We start from the raw sequence: 16,028 nt of genomic DNA, 5'->3' as shown, positions 1-16,028 counted from the left end.
GGTGCCCTACCTGGCCGCAGGCTGGTTGACGGGTTGTCGCTCGCGTACGACGGACAGGGCCGCCGGGTCGAGCTCGGCCCTGACCAACTCGGCCCTTCCGTCGACCAGGTGGAGTTCGGCGTCGCAGACGGCGGCGGCCTCCGGGTCGTGCGTGGCGAACACGACCGCCGCCCCACGTTCGGCCTCCGCGCGCAGCAGATCCAGAACGGTCTGGCGGGAAACCGCGTCCAGTTCGCTGGTCACCTCGTCGGCCAGGAGGACGTCGCCGCGCAGCGCAAGGCCGCGGGCGATCGCGGTGCGCTGCTGCTGGCCGCCGGAGAGTTCCTCGACCAGCTGGTCACGCTGGCCCGCGAGGCCCAGCCGTTCCAGCGACTCGGCGGTGAGCCGGCGGGCCTCGGAGGGCTCGATCCCGTTGGCGAGCAACGCCACTTCGAGGTTCTCCCCCGCGGTGAGGAATGTAGCAAGGCCGTTGCCCTGCGGGACGAGGACGAGGCGCAGCGCCACCGCGTGGTCGCGGTCACGCAGGGACTCGCCGTCGACCGCGACTGTGCCCTTCGCCGGTTGCAGGAGTCCCGCCATGGTCGAGAGCAACGTCGTCTTGCCGGCGCCGGAGCGGCCACTGATCGCGACCACGCGTCCGGGCTCCGCGGTCAGTGTGACGTCCTGCAGGACCGGCGGCCGGCTGCCGTAGCTGACAGACACCTGGTCCACCGTCACAGTCCGCACAGCGGCCTCCCGTCCCGTTGTGCCCCTGGCTGAGGCGCGATGAGCATACCTGGACAAGGTCGACTCCGCGATGGTCCGACGTGGGCGTACGGACCCGCGAAACCGCCTCTGACCTGGGCCTTGACCAACCTGGTCACGGTGCGGCATAACCCACCGGGGTGGTCGGTACCAGGCACTCGGTGGACCTGTCGACGCGCCCTTCCACGGGTGTCGAATCCGGAAGTGGAGCGTCCGGAACAGGTCGTAGCGTGCGCAGTCGAAGACCGTCGAGGGTCGCGGTCGCTGGAGGAGGGCGAACATGACTGTGGAGGACTGGCTGCTCGACTCCGACCCGGCACTCCGGTGGCAGGTCATGCGCGACCTGACCGGTGCGTCCGAGGCGGACGTCGGTGCCGAACGGGCTCGGGTGGCGGGCGAGGGCTGGGGCGCTCGACTGCTGGCCCTGCAGGCACCGAACGGTCAGTGGGGCGGAGGAACGCTCTTTCCCGTCTGGACCTCCACCGCCTGGACCTTGATGCTCCTGTACCACTTCGGCCTCGACCCGGCCACCGCCCAGGCCCGCCGCGCTGTGGCCCTGGTCCGCGAGAACAGCCGCTGGGAGCATGCCGGTCAGCCGTTCTTCTCAGGCGAGGTGGAGCCGTGCATCAACGGCAGGACCGTGGCCATCGGCGCCTACTTCGGTGAGGATATCGGCGCCATCGTCGACCGGCTCGCCGACGAGCAGATGGCCGATGGCGGCTGGAGAACACCCATCCCGGCGACGTGCACTTCGAGATGGACGACGGCCAGGGCAGGCCGAGCCGATGGAACACCCTGCGCGCCCTCCGCGTCCTGCGCTGGTCTGAGCGGAAGCGTCAGTGACCACCCACGACACCGACAGGCTGCAGTGCGAGCACAACGGCACCTTGGACTCCTCCTTGAGCCGGGCTACGACGTCGAGGGCGTCGCCGCTCACGACGGTCGCGTTCGACCAGTCGAGGGGGTCCTTCGAGTGTCGGCGGATCAAGCCTCGGCGTCGATGGGTGTCAGATCCTCCGGCCGCAAGTCTGGGCGTATCCGCAGGAACCGCACCGCGTGCCGCCACCGGCCGCCCTGATCCGTGGCGACGTCGACCAGGATCTCCACCACCTCGGTGGGTTCGACGCGAACGTAACGCACCGGGCCAGCCCGCCACGTCACTGTCATGGCCTCCGGCCAGGGATGATCAGGGCCCGCCAAGGTGAGGAGCGACGCCAGGGTCGCGGCGGCGGAGGGGCTGAGTGGGGTCGTCCGCCCGACGTAGCGCAACTCGCCGGCCTCCGTGGCGTACCGACCCAACAGCAGCGCCTCTGGGTGTTCGATACTGCCGGTCACGCCGCCGACGATCGCCTCGGTGGTCCTGTGCGCCTTGTACTTCAACCATTCGCGGCGTTCGGAGTAGCGGCTGTCCGCGGGCTTGATGATCAACCCCTCGACTCCGGAGGCGGGTAGTTCGTCGTACCAGAGCTGCGCCAACTCCGGATCGTCGGTCTGCATGCCCAGTGACAGATGGGAGCCGGAAGGCACCCGCGCGAGCAGCCGCTCCAGCACCTTCCGGCGCACCGTCAACGGCCGGCGTCGAAGGTCCCCGTCCGCCGCGGTCTCCAGGACGTCGAACACGACGAGATGCACCGGATCGGTCACCGCGAGATCCCTGGACCTGGCGCGTTGGGCGTAACGCCGTTGCAGCGCGTCGAAATCCAGCCGACCACCCACCCAGCGCACGATCTCTCCGTCGACGACTGTGCCCGGTGGAAGACCCGCGACGACCGCACCCGTCAACTCGGGAAATACCTGATCAAGGAGTACGCCACGCCGCGTATAAATGTGCACGACACCGTTGTCGTCAATGTGGGCCTGCGCGCGATATCCGTCCAGCTTCGGCTCATAAACCCACCCTCCCGTACGCGGCGCCGGTAGGCGATCGACACTCTTCGCCAACATCGGCTGAACTGGCCCCTGGATGTGCACACCGGCACACCTACCCGCGGGCACGCGTCCTAGGAGTAGCGCGACGGCGGCTGAATCCGCGACGTGGGCTTCCGCCGCTTCCCGCGTCCGAGCAGAACGGCACCGATCCGCTGTTTCTGGCCGGTTCCATTGCACCGGTGGCATGGCCGCAGTGAGTAGGTGAACAACGAGCCCGGGTGGCGGCCCAAACCCTTGCAGCGATCACATTTTGCATACGGATGAAGGAGTATTGACAACACGTAGCCAACAATCACGATCACGACCAGCATCCCAACCGGATCCATCGAGCCTCCCCCCATGTGGTCGTCGCTCATACGTACTCCTCTGTGCCGCCACTGTCCACTGAATTGCTGGTGGTTACTCAGCCATAAAAGTCTCATGAAGCCTGCCCGACGCCGCCCGGCACCGGGAGCCCCGCGTCGGCGCGCGTACCGCCGAAGGTCATGGTCGAAGAAATTCGAATGGCCCGGTCGTACACAAAGCTCGCCCTGATATCAGAGAAGGGACGGCACATGCTTTCGTACGGTCGTTTCCGCTGACGCCCCTGGGGAGATCATGAAAGCAATTACGGTTGTTCCGGGCAAACCCGACGAGGTACGCGTCAGCGACGTCGACGAGCCGCCGGGCACACAGGGATCGATCCTGGTCGACGGCCGGCTGCTGGGAGTCTGCGGCAGCGACGTCGACATCGTCGAACAGGGATACGGATGGCCGCCTCCCGGGAAGGACCGCCTCCTGGTGGGACATGAGTCCCTCGGGGAGGTTCTGGAGGCACCCGGAGACAGCGGTTTCGAGCCCGGCGATCTTGTCGTCGGCATCGTGCGCCGGCCCGACCCGGTGCCGTGTGAGCCGTGCGCGCACGGCGAGATGGACTTCTGCCGCAACGGCCGGTACACCGAGCGTGGCATCAAGGAGCTCGACGGATTCGGCTCGCAGCGGTGGCGTATCGAACCGGAGTACGCGGTCAAGGTGGACCCGGACCTGCGGGACCTTGGCGTACTCGTCGAGCCGGCATCCGTTCTGGCCAAGGCCTGGGAGCAGACCGACCGCTTCGTCACTCGCTCCTGGTCGCGGCCCAAGGCTGCGCTGGTCACCGGCGCGGGCCCGATCGGACTGCTGGCCGCTCTGTTGGGGGTACAACGCGGCCTTGACGTGCACGTGCTCGACATCAACGACGCCGAACCGAAACCACAACTCGTCGCCGGCCTCGGTGCGACCTTCCACACCGGCAGCGTGACGGACATCGACGTCGAACCAGATGTCGTCATCGAGTGCACCGGTCACGGACCGCTGGTATTCGATCTCCCCGACGTCGCTCCGCCCAATGCCGTGATCTGCCTCACTGGGCTCTCCGCAGGGACCCGCGAGGTCAGGGTGGCGCTGGACCAGGTCAACAAGGAGATGGTGCTGGAGAACACCGTGCTCTTCGGTTCCGTCAACGCCGCCCGCCGCAACTTCGAACAGGCCGCCGACGCACTCGCCAAGGCCGACCGGGGATGGTTGGAACGCTTCATCACCCGCCGGGTTCCGATGAACGGATTCTCCGACGCCCTTCACAAGGCTGCCGGAGACGTGAAGGTCGTCGTCGACCTCAGCGGCTGACCACCGCCAGGATGATCACCCGCCGACGAACGGTCCGCGCCGCCGGAACCAGCCTCAGACCGCGGTGACGACCTCGGCCAGGAACCAGGTGCGTCGTTCCGTCTCGTCGATCCAGGTCTCGATCAGGCTGGCCGTCGCCACGTCGTCAAACTTCTGACAGACCTCGTGCGTCGCCCGCAGGTAGTGCGTCAGCGCCCGGTTGTCGTCGCGTAGTTCCCGCATCATCTCGTCCGGGGGCATGAATTCGACGTCGTTGTCCACAAGACGTTGGTTCCTGGCAATGTCACCGACGGAACGAATGGTCGTGCCGCCGATCTTGCGCGCCCTCTCGGCAACGTCATCCGACATCGCGAAGATCTGTTCCGCCTGCTCGTCGAGCAGCAGGTGATAGTCACGGAAGTGCCGGCCGGTCATATGCCAGTGAAAGTTCTTCGTCTTGACATAGAGCGCGAAGACGTCGGCGAGGAGCTTTCGGAGCTCTCCCGAGATTTCCACGACACCTCCGTGGCTGAGGTCCGTGGGTACGTCGAGCGCACCGGGTTCGGCTCTGCTCGTGGGTTTGGCACCGCTCTCGGTCATTTCGTACTCCTCTCGGTTCCCAGCCTCCACCAAAAAGGAGATCTCTGGTCACGTCGGAATCCGACCGTCCGGAGGTCCATCACCCGTGGGCCGTTCGGCCCCCGGACCTCACGGCCCCGGGTCGAACGGCCACGGGCTTGAACTGCCAACGGGCCACGATCACGAGAGAGCCGCGGCGAGGCGCTGTTCGAGCCTGTCGGGAGAGGGCAGGCGCCCGGAAAGGAGATGTCGGACACTGCGGTCCGCCAGGCGTTGATCCTCGCCACCGTGGGCGTTCAGTGCTGTTTCGACCTGCTCGGCGATGTAGTTCGCGAGGCTGTTGAGCGCTCCGCGGAACATGGCCAGGCTCAGGGGCGGGAGCGATCCCGCGTGTGCCCGGTAGCCGTCGATCATCGCGCGGTGGCCGGACGCAGTGTGCACAAAATGCATCAGGGCGTCGCACAACTCCCAGCTTGGTGGCTGTCCACCGGCGTAGTCCCAGTCGACGACGATGAGGCGACCGCCCTCTCCGCGCCACACCTTGGCCGGGCCCAACGTGTTGTGGCACATCACCGGTGCCGGCACGGGGACGTCGGCACCGATGGTCTCCCACTCGACCATCGCCGGTGTGGCCTTGGCGAGGAGGGGCGCCCAGTCGACTCCCCTGGCCTGTGCCGCCGCAACCAGTCCAGGCCACTGCGCTCGGAACAGGAACCTGGCGTGCCACGGGCTGATGCGGTCCACGGGCATGGCGAGGCGGTGGACCTTGGCGAGGATCTCGCCCACCGCGTACGCGTCCTTCGAGCTCACCGGCCATGCGAGTGGTGGACCGGAGTTGACCCATTCGTAGACGCGCCAGCTGTGCCCACCGACCGACTCGACGATCGCGCCGGTCCGGCTGCGTACCGGCGCCGGGATCCGAATCCCCTCCGCGGCCGCCGCCTCCTGCAGGGCGACGTCGGTCTCCGCAGCGGTGATCGGGGTCCAGTTGTCCATCGTACGAACGGTCCAGCGGCCCTGCTCGGTCTCCAGCGACCATCGCTGCCCGATGTTGTCGGGCCGGGCCACAGAGCGCATCGGAGCGGTCACCTTGCCGAGCCCGTAGCGCGCTGCCACGGCTTCGGCCAGGGTCTTGTCGGCGACGTCTGCCTTGCCCCTGTTCCGGTCGACCTCTGCTTTGAGGTCGGTCCAGGTGCGGAACCCGTACTGCTTGGCCAACGCCGACTGTGCATCCGACAGGGATGTTCCCGGCTCAGACTCCCGCAGCCCGCCGAGAAGGTCCTTGGCCTGTCGACGAAGGTGGTCGAGGCTGGGGTTGTCGGGGAGCGTCCTCATGAAAAACACCTCGCTCTTCGCCCGGACCCGCACGGACGATTCAGAGCTTCGGGTGTCTGCCGCTCAAACCCAAGCGCAGCGAGGTGGCTTCAAGCCTTCCGGCGAGTCTCGGCGCGACCCCAGCGCGCTGGCGCCACTTTAACCGGCGACGCCCGACAGTCAAGGCTCGGCCCGAGCGAACGATCACGCTGCGCCGAGGTCGTGGTGGATCCAGACGTTCGGTTCGACGTAGACGGCGTTGTCGCAGAACGCCGGGGTCCGACGCGACCCGATTGCCTACGCCAGGTGGTCGCCGGTCTCGCCCTGGAACGGGCGTACCTCCACCGGGAGCGTGGTCGCCGCGGCAAGCTTGCGACCCCACTCGAGGGCGGCGTCGAGATCGGCCGCCTTCACGATGGAGAGCCCGCCGACGTGCTCCTTGCCTTCGACGTACGGTCCGTCGGAGGTCAGCAGGTCCCCATCCTTCACCCGTACGACGGTGGCGGTGCTCGGTTCGTGTAGCCCGCCGGCGAAGACCCAGGCACCGGCGGCCCTGAGCTCTGCGTTGAAGGCGTCCACGTCGCGCATGATCGGCTCGAGGAACTCCGGCGGCGGCGGGCCGGCTCCGTCGGGCTGTTGGATGCTGAGCAGATAGTGCTTCATCTCGTACGCCTCCATGGGTGTGGTTCCTGCCGGCGTTGTTCGGCCCGGCTCTCATCGTCTACACGATCGGCGCCCGCCCGGATCGACATTCGGGCGTCCTGATCTCTCGGTGGGCGCCCCCGCCTGCTCAGGAGCATCCGCGAGAGCTGTACTATGAATCTCGTATTATCTGGGTTGCGAACCACTGTGCGATCATCGTTCGGAGGAGACTGTGCGTACCTACCACCACTCGACGGGTCTGCGAATCGCCAACCGAGTCATGACGATCCTCATCAAGCTCGGCCTACCCGTCCGCGGGTCCGGTGTTCCCACGGCCCTGCTCACGGTCCCGGGCCGCAAGAGCGGACTGCCTCGTACCACTCCCATCGCTCTGCTCCCCGACAACGACGGCGAAGGCGAGGGTTGGCGGTTGATGGCGCCCTACGGAGTGGTGGACTGGGTGAAGAACCTCCGCGCCGCAGGCTCTGCCACCCTCACCTGGCGAGGGAGCACCTTCGACGTGACCGCCCACGAGCTGACGCCGGCGGAGGGAGCACCCCTCCTCCGCGACGCCGTGGCCAACGCGAGCCCCATGCTGCGCAAGGCGTTCGCGCCGTACTTCTCCACCTCACCCGATGCTCCCCTCGCGGACTGGGAGGCAGAGGCAGGCCACCACCCGGTGTTCAAGCTCCGGCGAGCCGCCCACTGACACGTATCCTGCTGCGGTCGTTCCTGCTCGTGCCCGTGTAGGAGGCTTGCCTCGTGCCGCAGATTTACGAACCAGCGCAGCATGTCGATCCCCGCCTGCTCGGGTGGAAGGAGCGGCTGGCCAGTCGATGCGCGGAGGCGGTCGAGGCACTGGCCGCGGTTCCCGGCGTCACCGGACTCGTCCTGGGCGGAAGCGTCGGCCGCGGCCAGCACTGGCCCATGTCCGACATCGACCTCATGGCCCTGTGCTCCGGACGCGACGTGCGGGAGGCAGCCGCCGACGTCGACCGGGCGGCGTACCAGCTGAGTGAGATGTGGGGCAGCAGCGGGATCTACACCGCGGTCGACGCCGGGCGGCTGACCTTCGACGAGGCCGAGGTACGGCAGACGGCTTCGGGTGGTCTCCCCGCCACGGTGGAACGCATGGACGACCCGCGCTGGCTGCACGGCATCGACAAGATCTACGGCGGTGTCGCGATCCACGACCCACACGACGTGGCGGCGGTCTTCCTGGACTGGTCGTCTCGGCACCGCTTCGACACCGGTGTGGTCGCGAGGCGCCGGGAGTCCTGGTGCGACCTGGCCGAGCAACTACTCCGGGACACCGAGCGGTTGGTGCACAGCGGCGACACCGCGGGCGCCTGGATCAGTCTCCGAAAGGCCGGGGGCGCTCTGGCCGAGGTCGCCACCGAACGCTGGGGTCGACGGGCCGGTTCGCTCGGACGGTACTGGACGCTCTTCGAAGCGCGGGCGCGACGGCACGGTGATCCCGAGCTTGCCGCTCGCCTCATGACGGCAGCGCACGCGCACCCTCAGTGCGTCTCCGCCATGGTCGACGCCGTACCCGAATGGCTCCAGGACCGGATCGCGCTGTCGTACTCCGCGCGCCGCCTGGTCGGCGAGGAGGTTACGCCGGCGCAGAACGCCCGGGACAACGTTCTCGCCTTTGCGCAGCTCTACCGTGGCCGGTTCCCGTCCGCGCAGCATGCCTGGATGCGGGCCGAGGACGGCGCTATCCCGCAGGACTCGATCGCCGCGCTCACGGAGCTGCTCTCACACCTGCGGTAATGAGCATGCCGGGGATGGCCCGCTTGGCCTCTGACTAACCGTCAAGCCAGTCGAGCAGGCTCGCCGCATCCTGCCGGAACGCTCCTGGGTCGTCATCGCGTACGAACTCCAGCAGGGCGAAGCGGGTCACCGCATCGCCGTCAGCCCGCGGCTCGGCCCCCTGCTCGCCCCGCAGATCGGCGAGTACGCCCTGCCACAGGTCCGCGCGGTCCGCGAGTGGCAGCCGGGCACCGTCGGCGCTCCAGGAGAAGACGTGGGCCGTCATGAGATGGCGGCCGAGCGCGCGCACTTCGTCGCGTGCCTGGGCCGGCGTCGGCGTACCACGTCCCGGCTGCCAGTAGGTCCACGCTGCCGGGCCAGACGTACCCAGCAGCACACGCACCTCGTCGAGCAACGCGAGCGTCGAGTCGACCGTGTCGGTCAGGGTGCCCGGATGGAACTCCAGCGCGACCTTCAGGTCATGCTCGGCCGCCTGCACGACTGCTTTCGCCAGCCCGTCGACGACGTCCGCACGCTGGCGTTCAGTTGCCTCCCCCGAACCGAGCCGCCCGGCCCACACCCTTACCGAGGGTGCGCCAAGTGCGACGGCGGTCTCGACGACGGGTACGAAGTCGGCGGCAGCGTCGGAACCCGGCCGGAAGTACGAGCCGTAACTCGCCACAGCCAAGTCGTGGCCGGCGCACAGTCCTCGTACGTGCTCAGCGGCCCGCAGGTTTCCCACGGGTACGTGGACATCGCCACCCCACTCGACCGCCCGCAGCCCGGCGTCGGCAGCTAGCTCGACGACCCTGGCCGGCGCGAGCTGGCGGAACGTCACCGACACAAGGCCGGGAACAACGGCTGGCCGCGGTCGTACGTCCGTCACGCCACTGTTCACGGGGTCGGGACCTCCTCGAGATTTCCGCGTACGTCCGATCATCCTGGCACGTGGTGTCGGCCACCGGCGAAGGCGACGATGTCGGGCAGGGCGGGCCGGTATCCGTTGGTCGTGTCGACGTGGAGCACGGGTGCGTCCATCGAGATCGGGTCGTACGCATACGGCCTGGGCTCCCCCGACCGCTGCGCCGATCTCATTCCATGGGCAGCGCGGCGGAGCGGATTCTCCTTCGCACGTTGCATGTTCCTCGCGTGGGCGATGTCCGGATCGACGATGCACTGGAGAACTCTGAGGTCCGCGAGCCTCGCCAGTCGTTCGAGGCCAGGGCGCCATACCGGGCCCTGGAAGGCCGCTTCGGCGACCACACTCACACCGGCACCCACCAGCATCGCGAGAACGTCGAAGAACAACGGAAACACCCGCTCCGTCAGCGGGTCACCGGGACCAGGCACGAAGCCGGGATTGGCATGCACCATGCCTTCCTTGATCTCGTCGCGACAGATCGCCGGGCAACCCACCGCGCGGGCGATCTCGTGCGCCAGCGTGGTCTTCCCGAATCCACCTGGCGGCCCACTCACCACGACCAGCGTCGGCAACGGCACTGCGACCCCTCTCCCCTCTCCAACGCATCGGCCAGCGACGCACCGCAGGCGCCGCACCAAGGCAGTCACTCACACGTCAGGGACGGCGTACGCCGGCTGCTGGGCGCCGCCGCCGATCCCGACGGAACGATCCCGAACAGGCGGTAGTGCGTAGGCGCTCACGAGGTTGCGCCCGATCCGCGCCAGCTCGTGTCGTACGGACGCTGGAGCGAGGACCCGGACCGCCTCGCCGAAGTAGATCAGCTCGAAGGCGGCATCGCCGACGGACGGGAAGCGGGCACGGAACCGCCGCGGCCCAGCTGACCCGTTCTCGCCGGGGTCGAGTGCCTGAACCTTGTTCCAGGGGCCGAGGACCCCGGTCACCTCGGGTACGGCGTCCGCTTCGACGGAGAACTCCACACTGATCTGGTCGGGCCAGTGGGGCAACTCGTGGTTGACCTCTTCCCAGGCGCGAGCCAGGTCGAAGTCGTCCGGGCGTTCGACCGGCTCGGCAGTGGCGGCGACGTCGGCCACCCGGGAAGCTCGGAACGTCCTCGGGCCGGCTTCCGTGCCGGCGAGGAGGTACCACACACCGCTCTTCGAGACCAACCCGTACGGATGGACCCGGCGTACGGACGCCTCGCGCCCTGGTTTGGCATAGGTCAGGTCCACCTGAAGGCCGGCGACGACGGCGGCGCGAAGGCTCGCCAGCATTCTCGGCGTCTCCTCGGCGAGCTGACCCCACCGGGTCGGGTCGACGTGGACAGCTCGGTGCGCCTTCGTGGCGTGGCTCCTTGTCTCCTTGGGCAGAGCGGCGAGCAGCTTGCGCAGGGCCGAGGACACGCCCTGTTCGATCCCGAGACCCGCGAGGAGTTCGGGACCGGTCGCGAGGAAGAGCGCCTGGGCCTCGTCGGCGGTCAGGCCCGAGAGGTTGACCTGGTAGCCGTCCGTCAGTGCCCACCCGCCACCCCGGCCGCGCTGTGAGTACAACGGCAGCCCGGAGAGGAGCAGAGCGTCGAGGTCACGACGGATCGTTCGTTCGGACACCTCGAGCCGGCTGGCCAACGCAGGGGCGGTCAGCTGTCCGTGAGCCTGGAGGAGCAGGACGATGGCCACCAGGCGGTCGGCACGCATGAAAGCACAAGATAGCGAGGAAACAGGACGCAGGGGTGGCCGGTTTTCCTCCGTATCGTGCCGCCGATGCTCACACTGATCGGTTACGCCTACCGGGTCGGCCGTACGCCGACGCTGCTCGCGTTCGGGCTCGCGGTCCTCTCGGCAGCACTCGGGGTCGCGATGACGTTGCTCGTCGGGCAGGTGGTGGGCGCCGTTCCTTCGGTGGTCGCTGACCGGCCAGGTGCCATGTCGTTGCCCGTCTTCGCCGCGTGGTTGACCTGCCTTCTGCTCGTCTTCGTGGTCGTGAGCGTCCTGCCGGCGTTCCGGCATCCCGCCCGCCAGGCGATGGTCAACCACGTCCGGCGGGACGTCACGGTCAGGCTCACCGACCCGTTGCTCGGTCCCAGCGGGATGGCCCACCTCGAGGATCCCGTCGTCCTGGACCAGGCCGCACGGGCGAGTGGGGACAACGATCATTTCGGCTTCCAGGTACGCACCGGGCTGGAGACGCTGCCGGATCTGGTGGCGAGTCGGTTGCTCCTGCTGGGGAGCGCCGGGCTGGTGGGGCTGACGTTCTCGTGGTGGGTCGCGGCGGGGTTGGCGGCGGCAACATTCTTCATGGAGTGGCACCAAGGTCGCCTGGTCAGTACGGAACTCGACTCGATGTTCGGCTACACCGAAAACGCCCGCAAGGCCGACTACGTCTTCGACCTCGGGATGAGGGATGCGCCCAAGGAGCTCCGGGTCTTCGGGCTGGGGCCGTGGCTGGTGGGGCGGCACACGACCGCGTTCCTCGCCAATTGGACGCCGATCTGGACGGCACGCCGACGCCGGCTCTGGAAGACCCTTCCAGTAAGCCTTGCGCACCTTGGCGTCCACGCCATGGCGATCCTCCTGGTGGGGCGGGCCGTACTGGCCGGGCAGCTGCCACTGACCGAGGTCGCCACCGTCGTGCCCGCGATCCTCGCGGTGGGGACGTCCCACAACGGGTGGGCCGCCATCCAGGCCAAACGGTCCGCCGCCGCCTTTCGCGCTTTGCGCGACCTGCCCGGACTGATCGCCAGCCGGCATCCCGTACGTACGATCCGCGCGACGCAGCCCGCCCCGCCGGCGCCGACGACCCCGGCGATCGCGTCCCTGCCGCGGCACAGCATCCGCTTCGAGAACGTCTGTTTCCGCTATCCCAGCACGGATCTGGACGTGCTCCACGACCTGGACTTCGAGCTGCCTGCCGGCCAGGCAGTGGCACTGGTGGGGGTCAACGGCGCCGGCAAATCGACGTTGGTCAAACTTCTCGCCGGCGTGTACGAACCGACAGTCGGCCGGATCACGGTGGACGGTATCGACCTGCGCGAGCTGGAGATCTCCGCCTGGCAGCGACAGGTGGCCACAATCGTCCAGGACTTCTGCCGCTTCCCGCTGTCGGCACGCGACAACGTCGTGCTCGGTGCCGTGGAACACGCCCGCGACATCCGGACCCTGCATCGGGTCGCGGCGCAGGCCGGTATCACCGAACCGATCGAGCAACTCGCGGGCGGCTGGGACACGATCCTCGACAAGACCCACGACGGCGGGGTCGACCTGTCCGGCGGCGAGTGGCAGCGGGTCGCATTGGCGCGTGCGTTGTTCGCGGTCGCCGCTGGTGCGTCGGTCCTGGTCCTGGACGAGCCGGCCGCGGCGTTGGATGTGCGCGCCGAGGCCGCGCTGGTCGAGCGCTACCTCGACCTCACGACGGGAGTGACGTCGCTGATCATCTCCCACCGGTTCTCCGTCGTACGAGATGCGCACCGGATCTGCGTGCTGGATGGCGGGCGGATCGCCGAGTCCGGCAGCCACGACGAACTCATCGCCGCCGACGGCCGGTACGCACAGATGTTCCGGCTGCAGGCCGAGCGGTACCTGTCCGGAGTGGGCGATGTCTGAGGCCTTCCGGGCGTTCCGGCTGTGTCTGACGACGGCGTTCGGTGCCGCGCCGCTTCTTGTCCTGGTGCAGTGCCTTGCTTCAGTCGCCGAGTCGGTGGCCGCGCCGGTTCAGGTGTACGGCGTGAAGCTCCTGGTGGACGGCCTGACGGCAGAGTCCAGCTCGGCGATAGCGTGGGGCATCGGCGTCCTTCTCGCCGGGTTCGGCGTGCTGTTCGTCGCGTCCGTGGTCACCGGCCAGGTGAAGGACACCACCGACGAGAAGGTCTTCGGGCGAGTGTTCCAGGACCTCCTGCGCACTACGACGTCGGTTCCCGGCATCAGGCACCACGAAGATCCCACCGTCGCGAACCGGATCGAGTACGTCCGCGAGCACTCCTGGAACCTTGGCTTCAGCTTCCAGATCCTGATGTACATGGCCGCCACGATGGCCAACACCATCGCCGTTCTGGTGCTGCTCGGTAGCATTCACCCGGCGTTGCTGCTCCTGCCCCTGCTGGGCGTCGGCCGGGTCTGGGCCGCCTACGTGAGCACGCGGTGGAACACCAGCGCACACGAGGCGGGCATGCCGCAGGGCAGGGTGGTCAGTCGGCTGATCGACGTCGTCAAAGACCCGAGGCATGCCCTCGAGCTGCGCGTCTTCGGTCTGCGTACCGTCCTGGTCGACCGGCTCACGCGGCTGCAGGAACACCGGGGCGCACTCGAGACCCGTGCGGCGGTCCGTGGCGGGATGGTGGACGCGTCAGCCCGCATCGGCTTCGGCGTCGCCTACGCCCTTGCCGTCCTGTGGGTGATCTCGCAGGCACGCAAGGGCCAGTTGACCGCCGGAGACGTCGCGCTCGTGATTCTGGTCGCGCCACAGATCGACCAGCTGACCGGCGGGATCGCCGGGCACTCCGCATGGCTCGCCGACATTCTCCGCACGTTCATCCGGTACGACTGGATCCGGCGCTACGCCGACGAACACGCCTGGGGGGACGCGTCGGGTCCGGCGCCGGCCCGGCTGCGGTCCGGCATCGAGCTCCGGTCGGTCGGCTTTTCCTATCCCGGCGCCGGCAGTCCCGCGGTTTCCGGGATCTCCCTGTCGTTGGCCGCCGGTTCGACCGTGGCCCTCGTCGGTGACAACGGGGCGGGCAAGACGACGCTGGTCAAGCTGCTGGCCAGGATGTACGACCCGACCGAGGGCGCCGTGCTGGTGGACGGCGCCGACCTGCGGAGCATCGATCCGACCCGGTGGCGGCAACGGATCTCGGCGGGGTTCCAGGACTTCGTGAAGTTCGAGTTCCTCGCCGGTGAGGCGGTCGGGATCGGCGACGTCGACCGGATCGACGACCTCGCCGCGGTGCGGGCGGCACTGGACCGCGCCGACGCCCGGACCGTGGTCGAGTCGCTGCCCAGCGGCGTGCGGACCCAGCTCGGCAGCCGCTTCGCCGGTGGCATCGACCTCTCAGGCGGGCAGTGGCAGCGGGTGGCACTGGCGCGGGCGTTCATGCGTGAGCGGCCACTGCTGGTGCTACTGGACGAGCCAACGGCCGCGCTGGATCCCGAAGCCGAACACGCGTTGTTCGACCGGTTCGCAACGGCCTCGAAGGCGGCGTCGGCGGCGACCGGCGGGATCACCGTGCTGGTGTCCCACCGATTCTCGACCGTACGCATGGCCGATCGGATCGTGGTCCTCGACCACGGCCGGATCCTGGAAGCCGGTACGCACGAGGAGCTGGCGAAGGCCGGCGGCCGGTACGCGGAGCTGTTCGAGCTGCAGGCGCGGGCCTACCGCTGAGCGACTGAGTGCGAGTCCTGGCGCGCCCGGCGGCGGAGCGTCACGCCGTCGTCCCTTGCTTGCGGGCCATGAGGTAGGCCTGCTGGGACTTCTCAGGCCCGGAAGGCTCGCGGAGCGTCCGTGCGTACACGACGAACCCGGCCGCGGCCAACAACGCGGCGATCCGGTCGGGCGCCAAGCGGTAGGCGTCGAGCTCGATCGCGTGGCCATAGGCATGCTCGAGGCGTACCCGCTCGTCACCGGCCTGGAAGGCGAGCAACACCTGGCCGTCCACACGGAGGACCCGGTGGAACTCCGCGAAGATCCGCGGCAGGTCCTCCGGTGGCGTGTGGATGATGGAGTACCACGCGACGATGCCGCCGAGCACGCCGTCGGCCACGTCCAGATCGGCCAGCGAGCCTTCGTCGAAGCGCAGGTGGGGGTGCGCCTGCCGGGCCACCTCGATCATCGCCGGCGACAGGTCCACGCCGAACACGCGCAGGCCGAGACCGTCCAGATACGCCGTCACCCGGCCGGGTCCGCACCCGAGATCGGCGACCGGAGCCGCGCCCGCCCCCGCCGCGCCCGCTGCGCCCGCCGCACCGGCGCCGCCGGCCTGCACGAGTTCGGCGAACGCGGCCAGGAACGCCCGATCCAGCGGCTTCTCGCCAAGTTCGACCTCGAGGAGCTCGGCGTAGTCGACGGCGACGGTGTCATAGGCGGCCCGGGTGGCCCGGAGATAGGACGGCTCAGTCATGCCGCGGACGGTACTGTCCGCCACCGACCACGATCCGAGCAGGCGGACCACCGGTGGCTGGTGCGGACCCTTCCTGAGCGAAGACCCCGGCGGGCTTCTGCCCGTCTCGGCGGACGGGCACAGGCTGCGTATGCTTGCACCGCTATTGGCGGGGATGCACAGCGACAGTGGCGGCGCCCAGGCCACACACAGTGGCGGCAGACGATCGGACGGTAACCATGTCCCCCAGTCACCGGGCTGAGAACCACGGCACACCGGTTGCCGAGCAGACCGGCTTACCCCGACTCGGCGGTCGGTATGACCTTGGCGAGGTGCTCGGTCACGGGGGTATGGCCGAGGTGCGTATCGGTATTGATCGGCGTCTTGGTCGGACGGTTGCGGTGAAGACGTTGCGGGCTGATCTGGCTTCTG

At 68.5% G+C, this 16,028-nt stretch carries 15 protein-coding genes; 6 read left to right on the top strand and 9 right to left on the bottom strand.

Annotation, left to right across the window (positions count from 1 at the left end; all coding sequences use genetic code 11):
* Positions 1-6: 6 nt before the first annotated feature.
* The gene (locus ABNF93_RS24385; protein WP_349330490.1) at positions 7-726 is read right to left on the bottom strand and encodes an ATP-binding cassette domain-containing protein; all 720 of its coding nucleotides are present in this window, start codon (positions 724-726) and stop codon (positions 7-9) included.
* Positions 727-1,024: 298 nt separating this feature from the next.
* On the opposite strand from ABNF93_RS24385, the gene ABNF93_RS24380 reads away from it, so the two are divergent.
* Positions 1,025-1,822: a hypothetical protein gene (locus ABNF93_RS24380; protein ID WP_349330489.1), complete on the top strand. Its 798-nt coding sequence runs from the start codon at positions 1,025-1,027 to the stop codon at positions 1,820-1,822.
* Here ABNF93_RS24380 and ABNF93_RS24375 read toward each other — a convergent pair.
* Positions 1,729-2,688, bottom strand: coding sequence for an ATP-dependent DNA ligase (locus ABNF93_RS24375; protein WP_349330488.1), 960 nt, complete (start codon positions 2,686-2,688; stop codon positions 1,729-1,731). The genes ABNF93_RS24380 and ABNF93_RS24375 overlap by 94 nt on opposite strands.
* A gap of 582 nt (positions 2,689-3,270) precedes the next feature.
* On the opposite strand from ABNF93_RS24375, the gene ABNF93_RS24370 reads away from it, so the two are divergent.
* Positions 3,271-4,317, top strand: a complete 1,047-nt coding sequence (locus tag ABNF93_RS24370; protein ID WP_349330487.1) for a glucose 1-dehydrogenase — start codon at positions 3,271-3,273, stop codon at positions 4,315-4,317.
* 54 nt (positions 4,318-4,371) lie between these two features.
* On the opposite strand, the gene ABNF93_RS24365 is transcribed toward ABNF93_RS24370, so the two are convergent.
* The 3 genes from ABNF93_RS24365 to ABNF93_RS24355 all read right to left on the bottom strand — a co-directional run bounded on the left by ABNF93_RS24365 (position 4,372) and on the right by ABNF93_RS24355 (position 6,867).
* Positions 4,372-4,896, bottom strand: a complete 525-nt coding sequence (locus ABNF93_RS24365; protein ID WP_349330486.1) for a Dps family protein — start codon at positions 4,894-4,896, stop codon at positions 4,372-4,374.
* A 159-nt stretch (positions 4,897-5,055) separates the two neighbouring features.
* Positions 5,056-6,210 (bottom strand): phosphotransferase, encoded by a 1,155-nt coding sequence (locus ABNF93_RS24360; RefSeq protein WP_349330485.1) that lies wholly within the window; start codon positions 6,208-6,210, stop codon positions 5,056-5,058.
* A 276-nt stretch (positions 6,211-6,486) separates the two neighbouring features.
* Positions 6,487-6,867, bottom strand: a complete 381-nt coding sequence (locus tag ABNF93_RS24355) for a YciI family protein (RefSeq protein WP_349330484.1) — start codon at positions 6,865-6,867, stop codon at positions 6,487-6,489.
* A 196-nt stretch (positions 6,868-7,063) separates the two neighbouring features.
* Here ABNF93_RS24355 and ABNF93_RS24350 point away from each other — a divergent pair, with 196 nt between their 5' ends.
* Together ABNF93_RS24350 and ABNF93_RS24345 are read left to right on the top strand one after the other, a co-directional pair.
* Complete coding sequence (locus ABNF93_RS24350; protein WP_349330483.1) at positions 7,064-7,540, top strand: nitroreductase family deazaflavin-dependent oxidoreductase; 477 nt, start codon at positions 7,064-7,066, stop codon at positions 7,538-7,540.
* 53 nt (positions 7,541-7,593) lie between these two features.
* Positions 7,594-8,607 carry a hypothetical protein gene (locus ABNF93_RS24345; protein WP_349330482.1) on the top strand — a complete coding sequence of 338 codons (1,014 nt, stop codon included), beginning with the start codon at positions 7,594-7,596 and terminating at the stop codon, positions 8,605-8,607.
* A 34-nt stretch (positions 8,608-8,641) separates the two neighbouring features.
* Here the strand turns inward: ABNF93_RS24345 and ABNF93_RS24340 are convergent, their stop codons facing one another.
* From ABNF93_RS24340 to ABNF93_RS24330, 3 genes are all read right to left on the bottom strand, one after another.
* Positions 8,642-9,484, bottom strand: a complete 843-nt coding sequence (locus ABNF93_RS24340; protein WP_349330481.1) for a sugar phosphate isomerase/epimerase family protein — start codon at positions 9,482-9,484, stop codon at positions 8,642-8,644.
* A gap of 38 nt (positions 9,485-9,522) precedes the next feature.
* Positions 9,523-10,086 (bottom strand): P-loop nucleotide/nucleoside kinase family protein, encoded by a 564-nt coding sequence (locus tag ABNF93_RS24335; protein ID WP_349330480.1) that lies wholly within the window; start codon positions 10,084-10,086, stop codon positions 9,523-9,525.
* Positions 10,087-10,155: 69 nt separating this feature from the next.
* Positions 10,156-11,199 (bottom strand): helix-turn-helix transcriptional regulator, encoded by a 1,044-nt coding sequence (locus ABNF93_RS24330; protein ID WP_349330479.1) that lies wholly within the window; start codon positions 11,197-11,199, stop codon positions 10,156-10,158.
* A gap of 66 nt (positions 11,200-11,265) precedes the next feature.
* On the opposite strand from ABNF93_RS24330, the gene ABNF93_RS24325 reads away from it, so the two are divergent.
* Both ABNF93_RS24325 and ABNF93_RS24320 read left to right on the top strand, forming a co-directional pair.
* A complete protein-coding gene (locus tag ABNF93_RS24325; RefSeq protein WP_349330478.1) occupies positions 11,266-13,104 on the top strand; it encodes an ABC transporter ATP-binding protein in 1,839 nt (612 codons plus the stop codon).
* Positions 13,097-14,881 carry an ABC transporter ATP-binding protein gene (locus tag ABNF93_RS24320; protein ID WP_349330477.1) on the top strand — a complete coding sequence of 595 codons (1,785 nt, stop codon included), beginning with the start codon at positions 13,097-13,099 and terminating at the stop codon, positions 14,879-14,881. The genes ABNF93_RS24325 and ABNF93_RS24320 overlap by 8 nt, the downstream gene beginning before the upstream one ends.
* A 40-nt stretch (positions 14,882-14,921) precedes the next feature.
* On the opposite strand, the gene ABNF93_RS24315 is transcribed toward ABNF93_RS24320, so the two are convergent.
* Complete coding sequence (locus ABNF93_RS24315) at positions 14,922-15,617, bottom strand: class I SAM-dependent methyltransferase (protein ID WP_349330476.1); 696 nt, start codon at positions 15,615-15,617, stop codon at positions 14,922-14,924.
* Positions 15,618-16,028: the final 411 nt, after the last annotated feature.

Origin of the sequence: Actinopolymorpha sp. B9G3, assembly GCF_040120725.1 — a bacterium.
Lineage (GTDB): Bacteria > Actinomycetota > Actinomycetes > Propionibacteriales > Actinopolymorphaceae > Thermasporomyces.
This window is presented reverse-complemented; position numbering and strand designations above follow the sequence as displayed.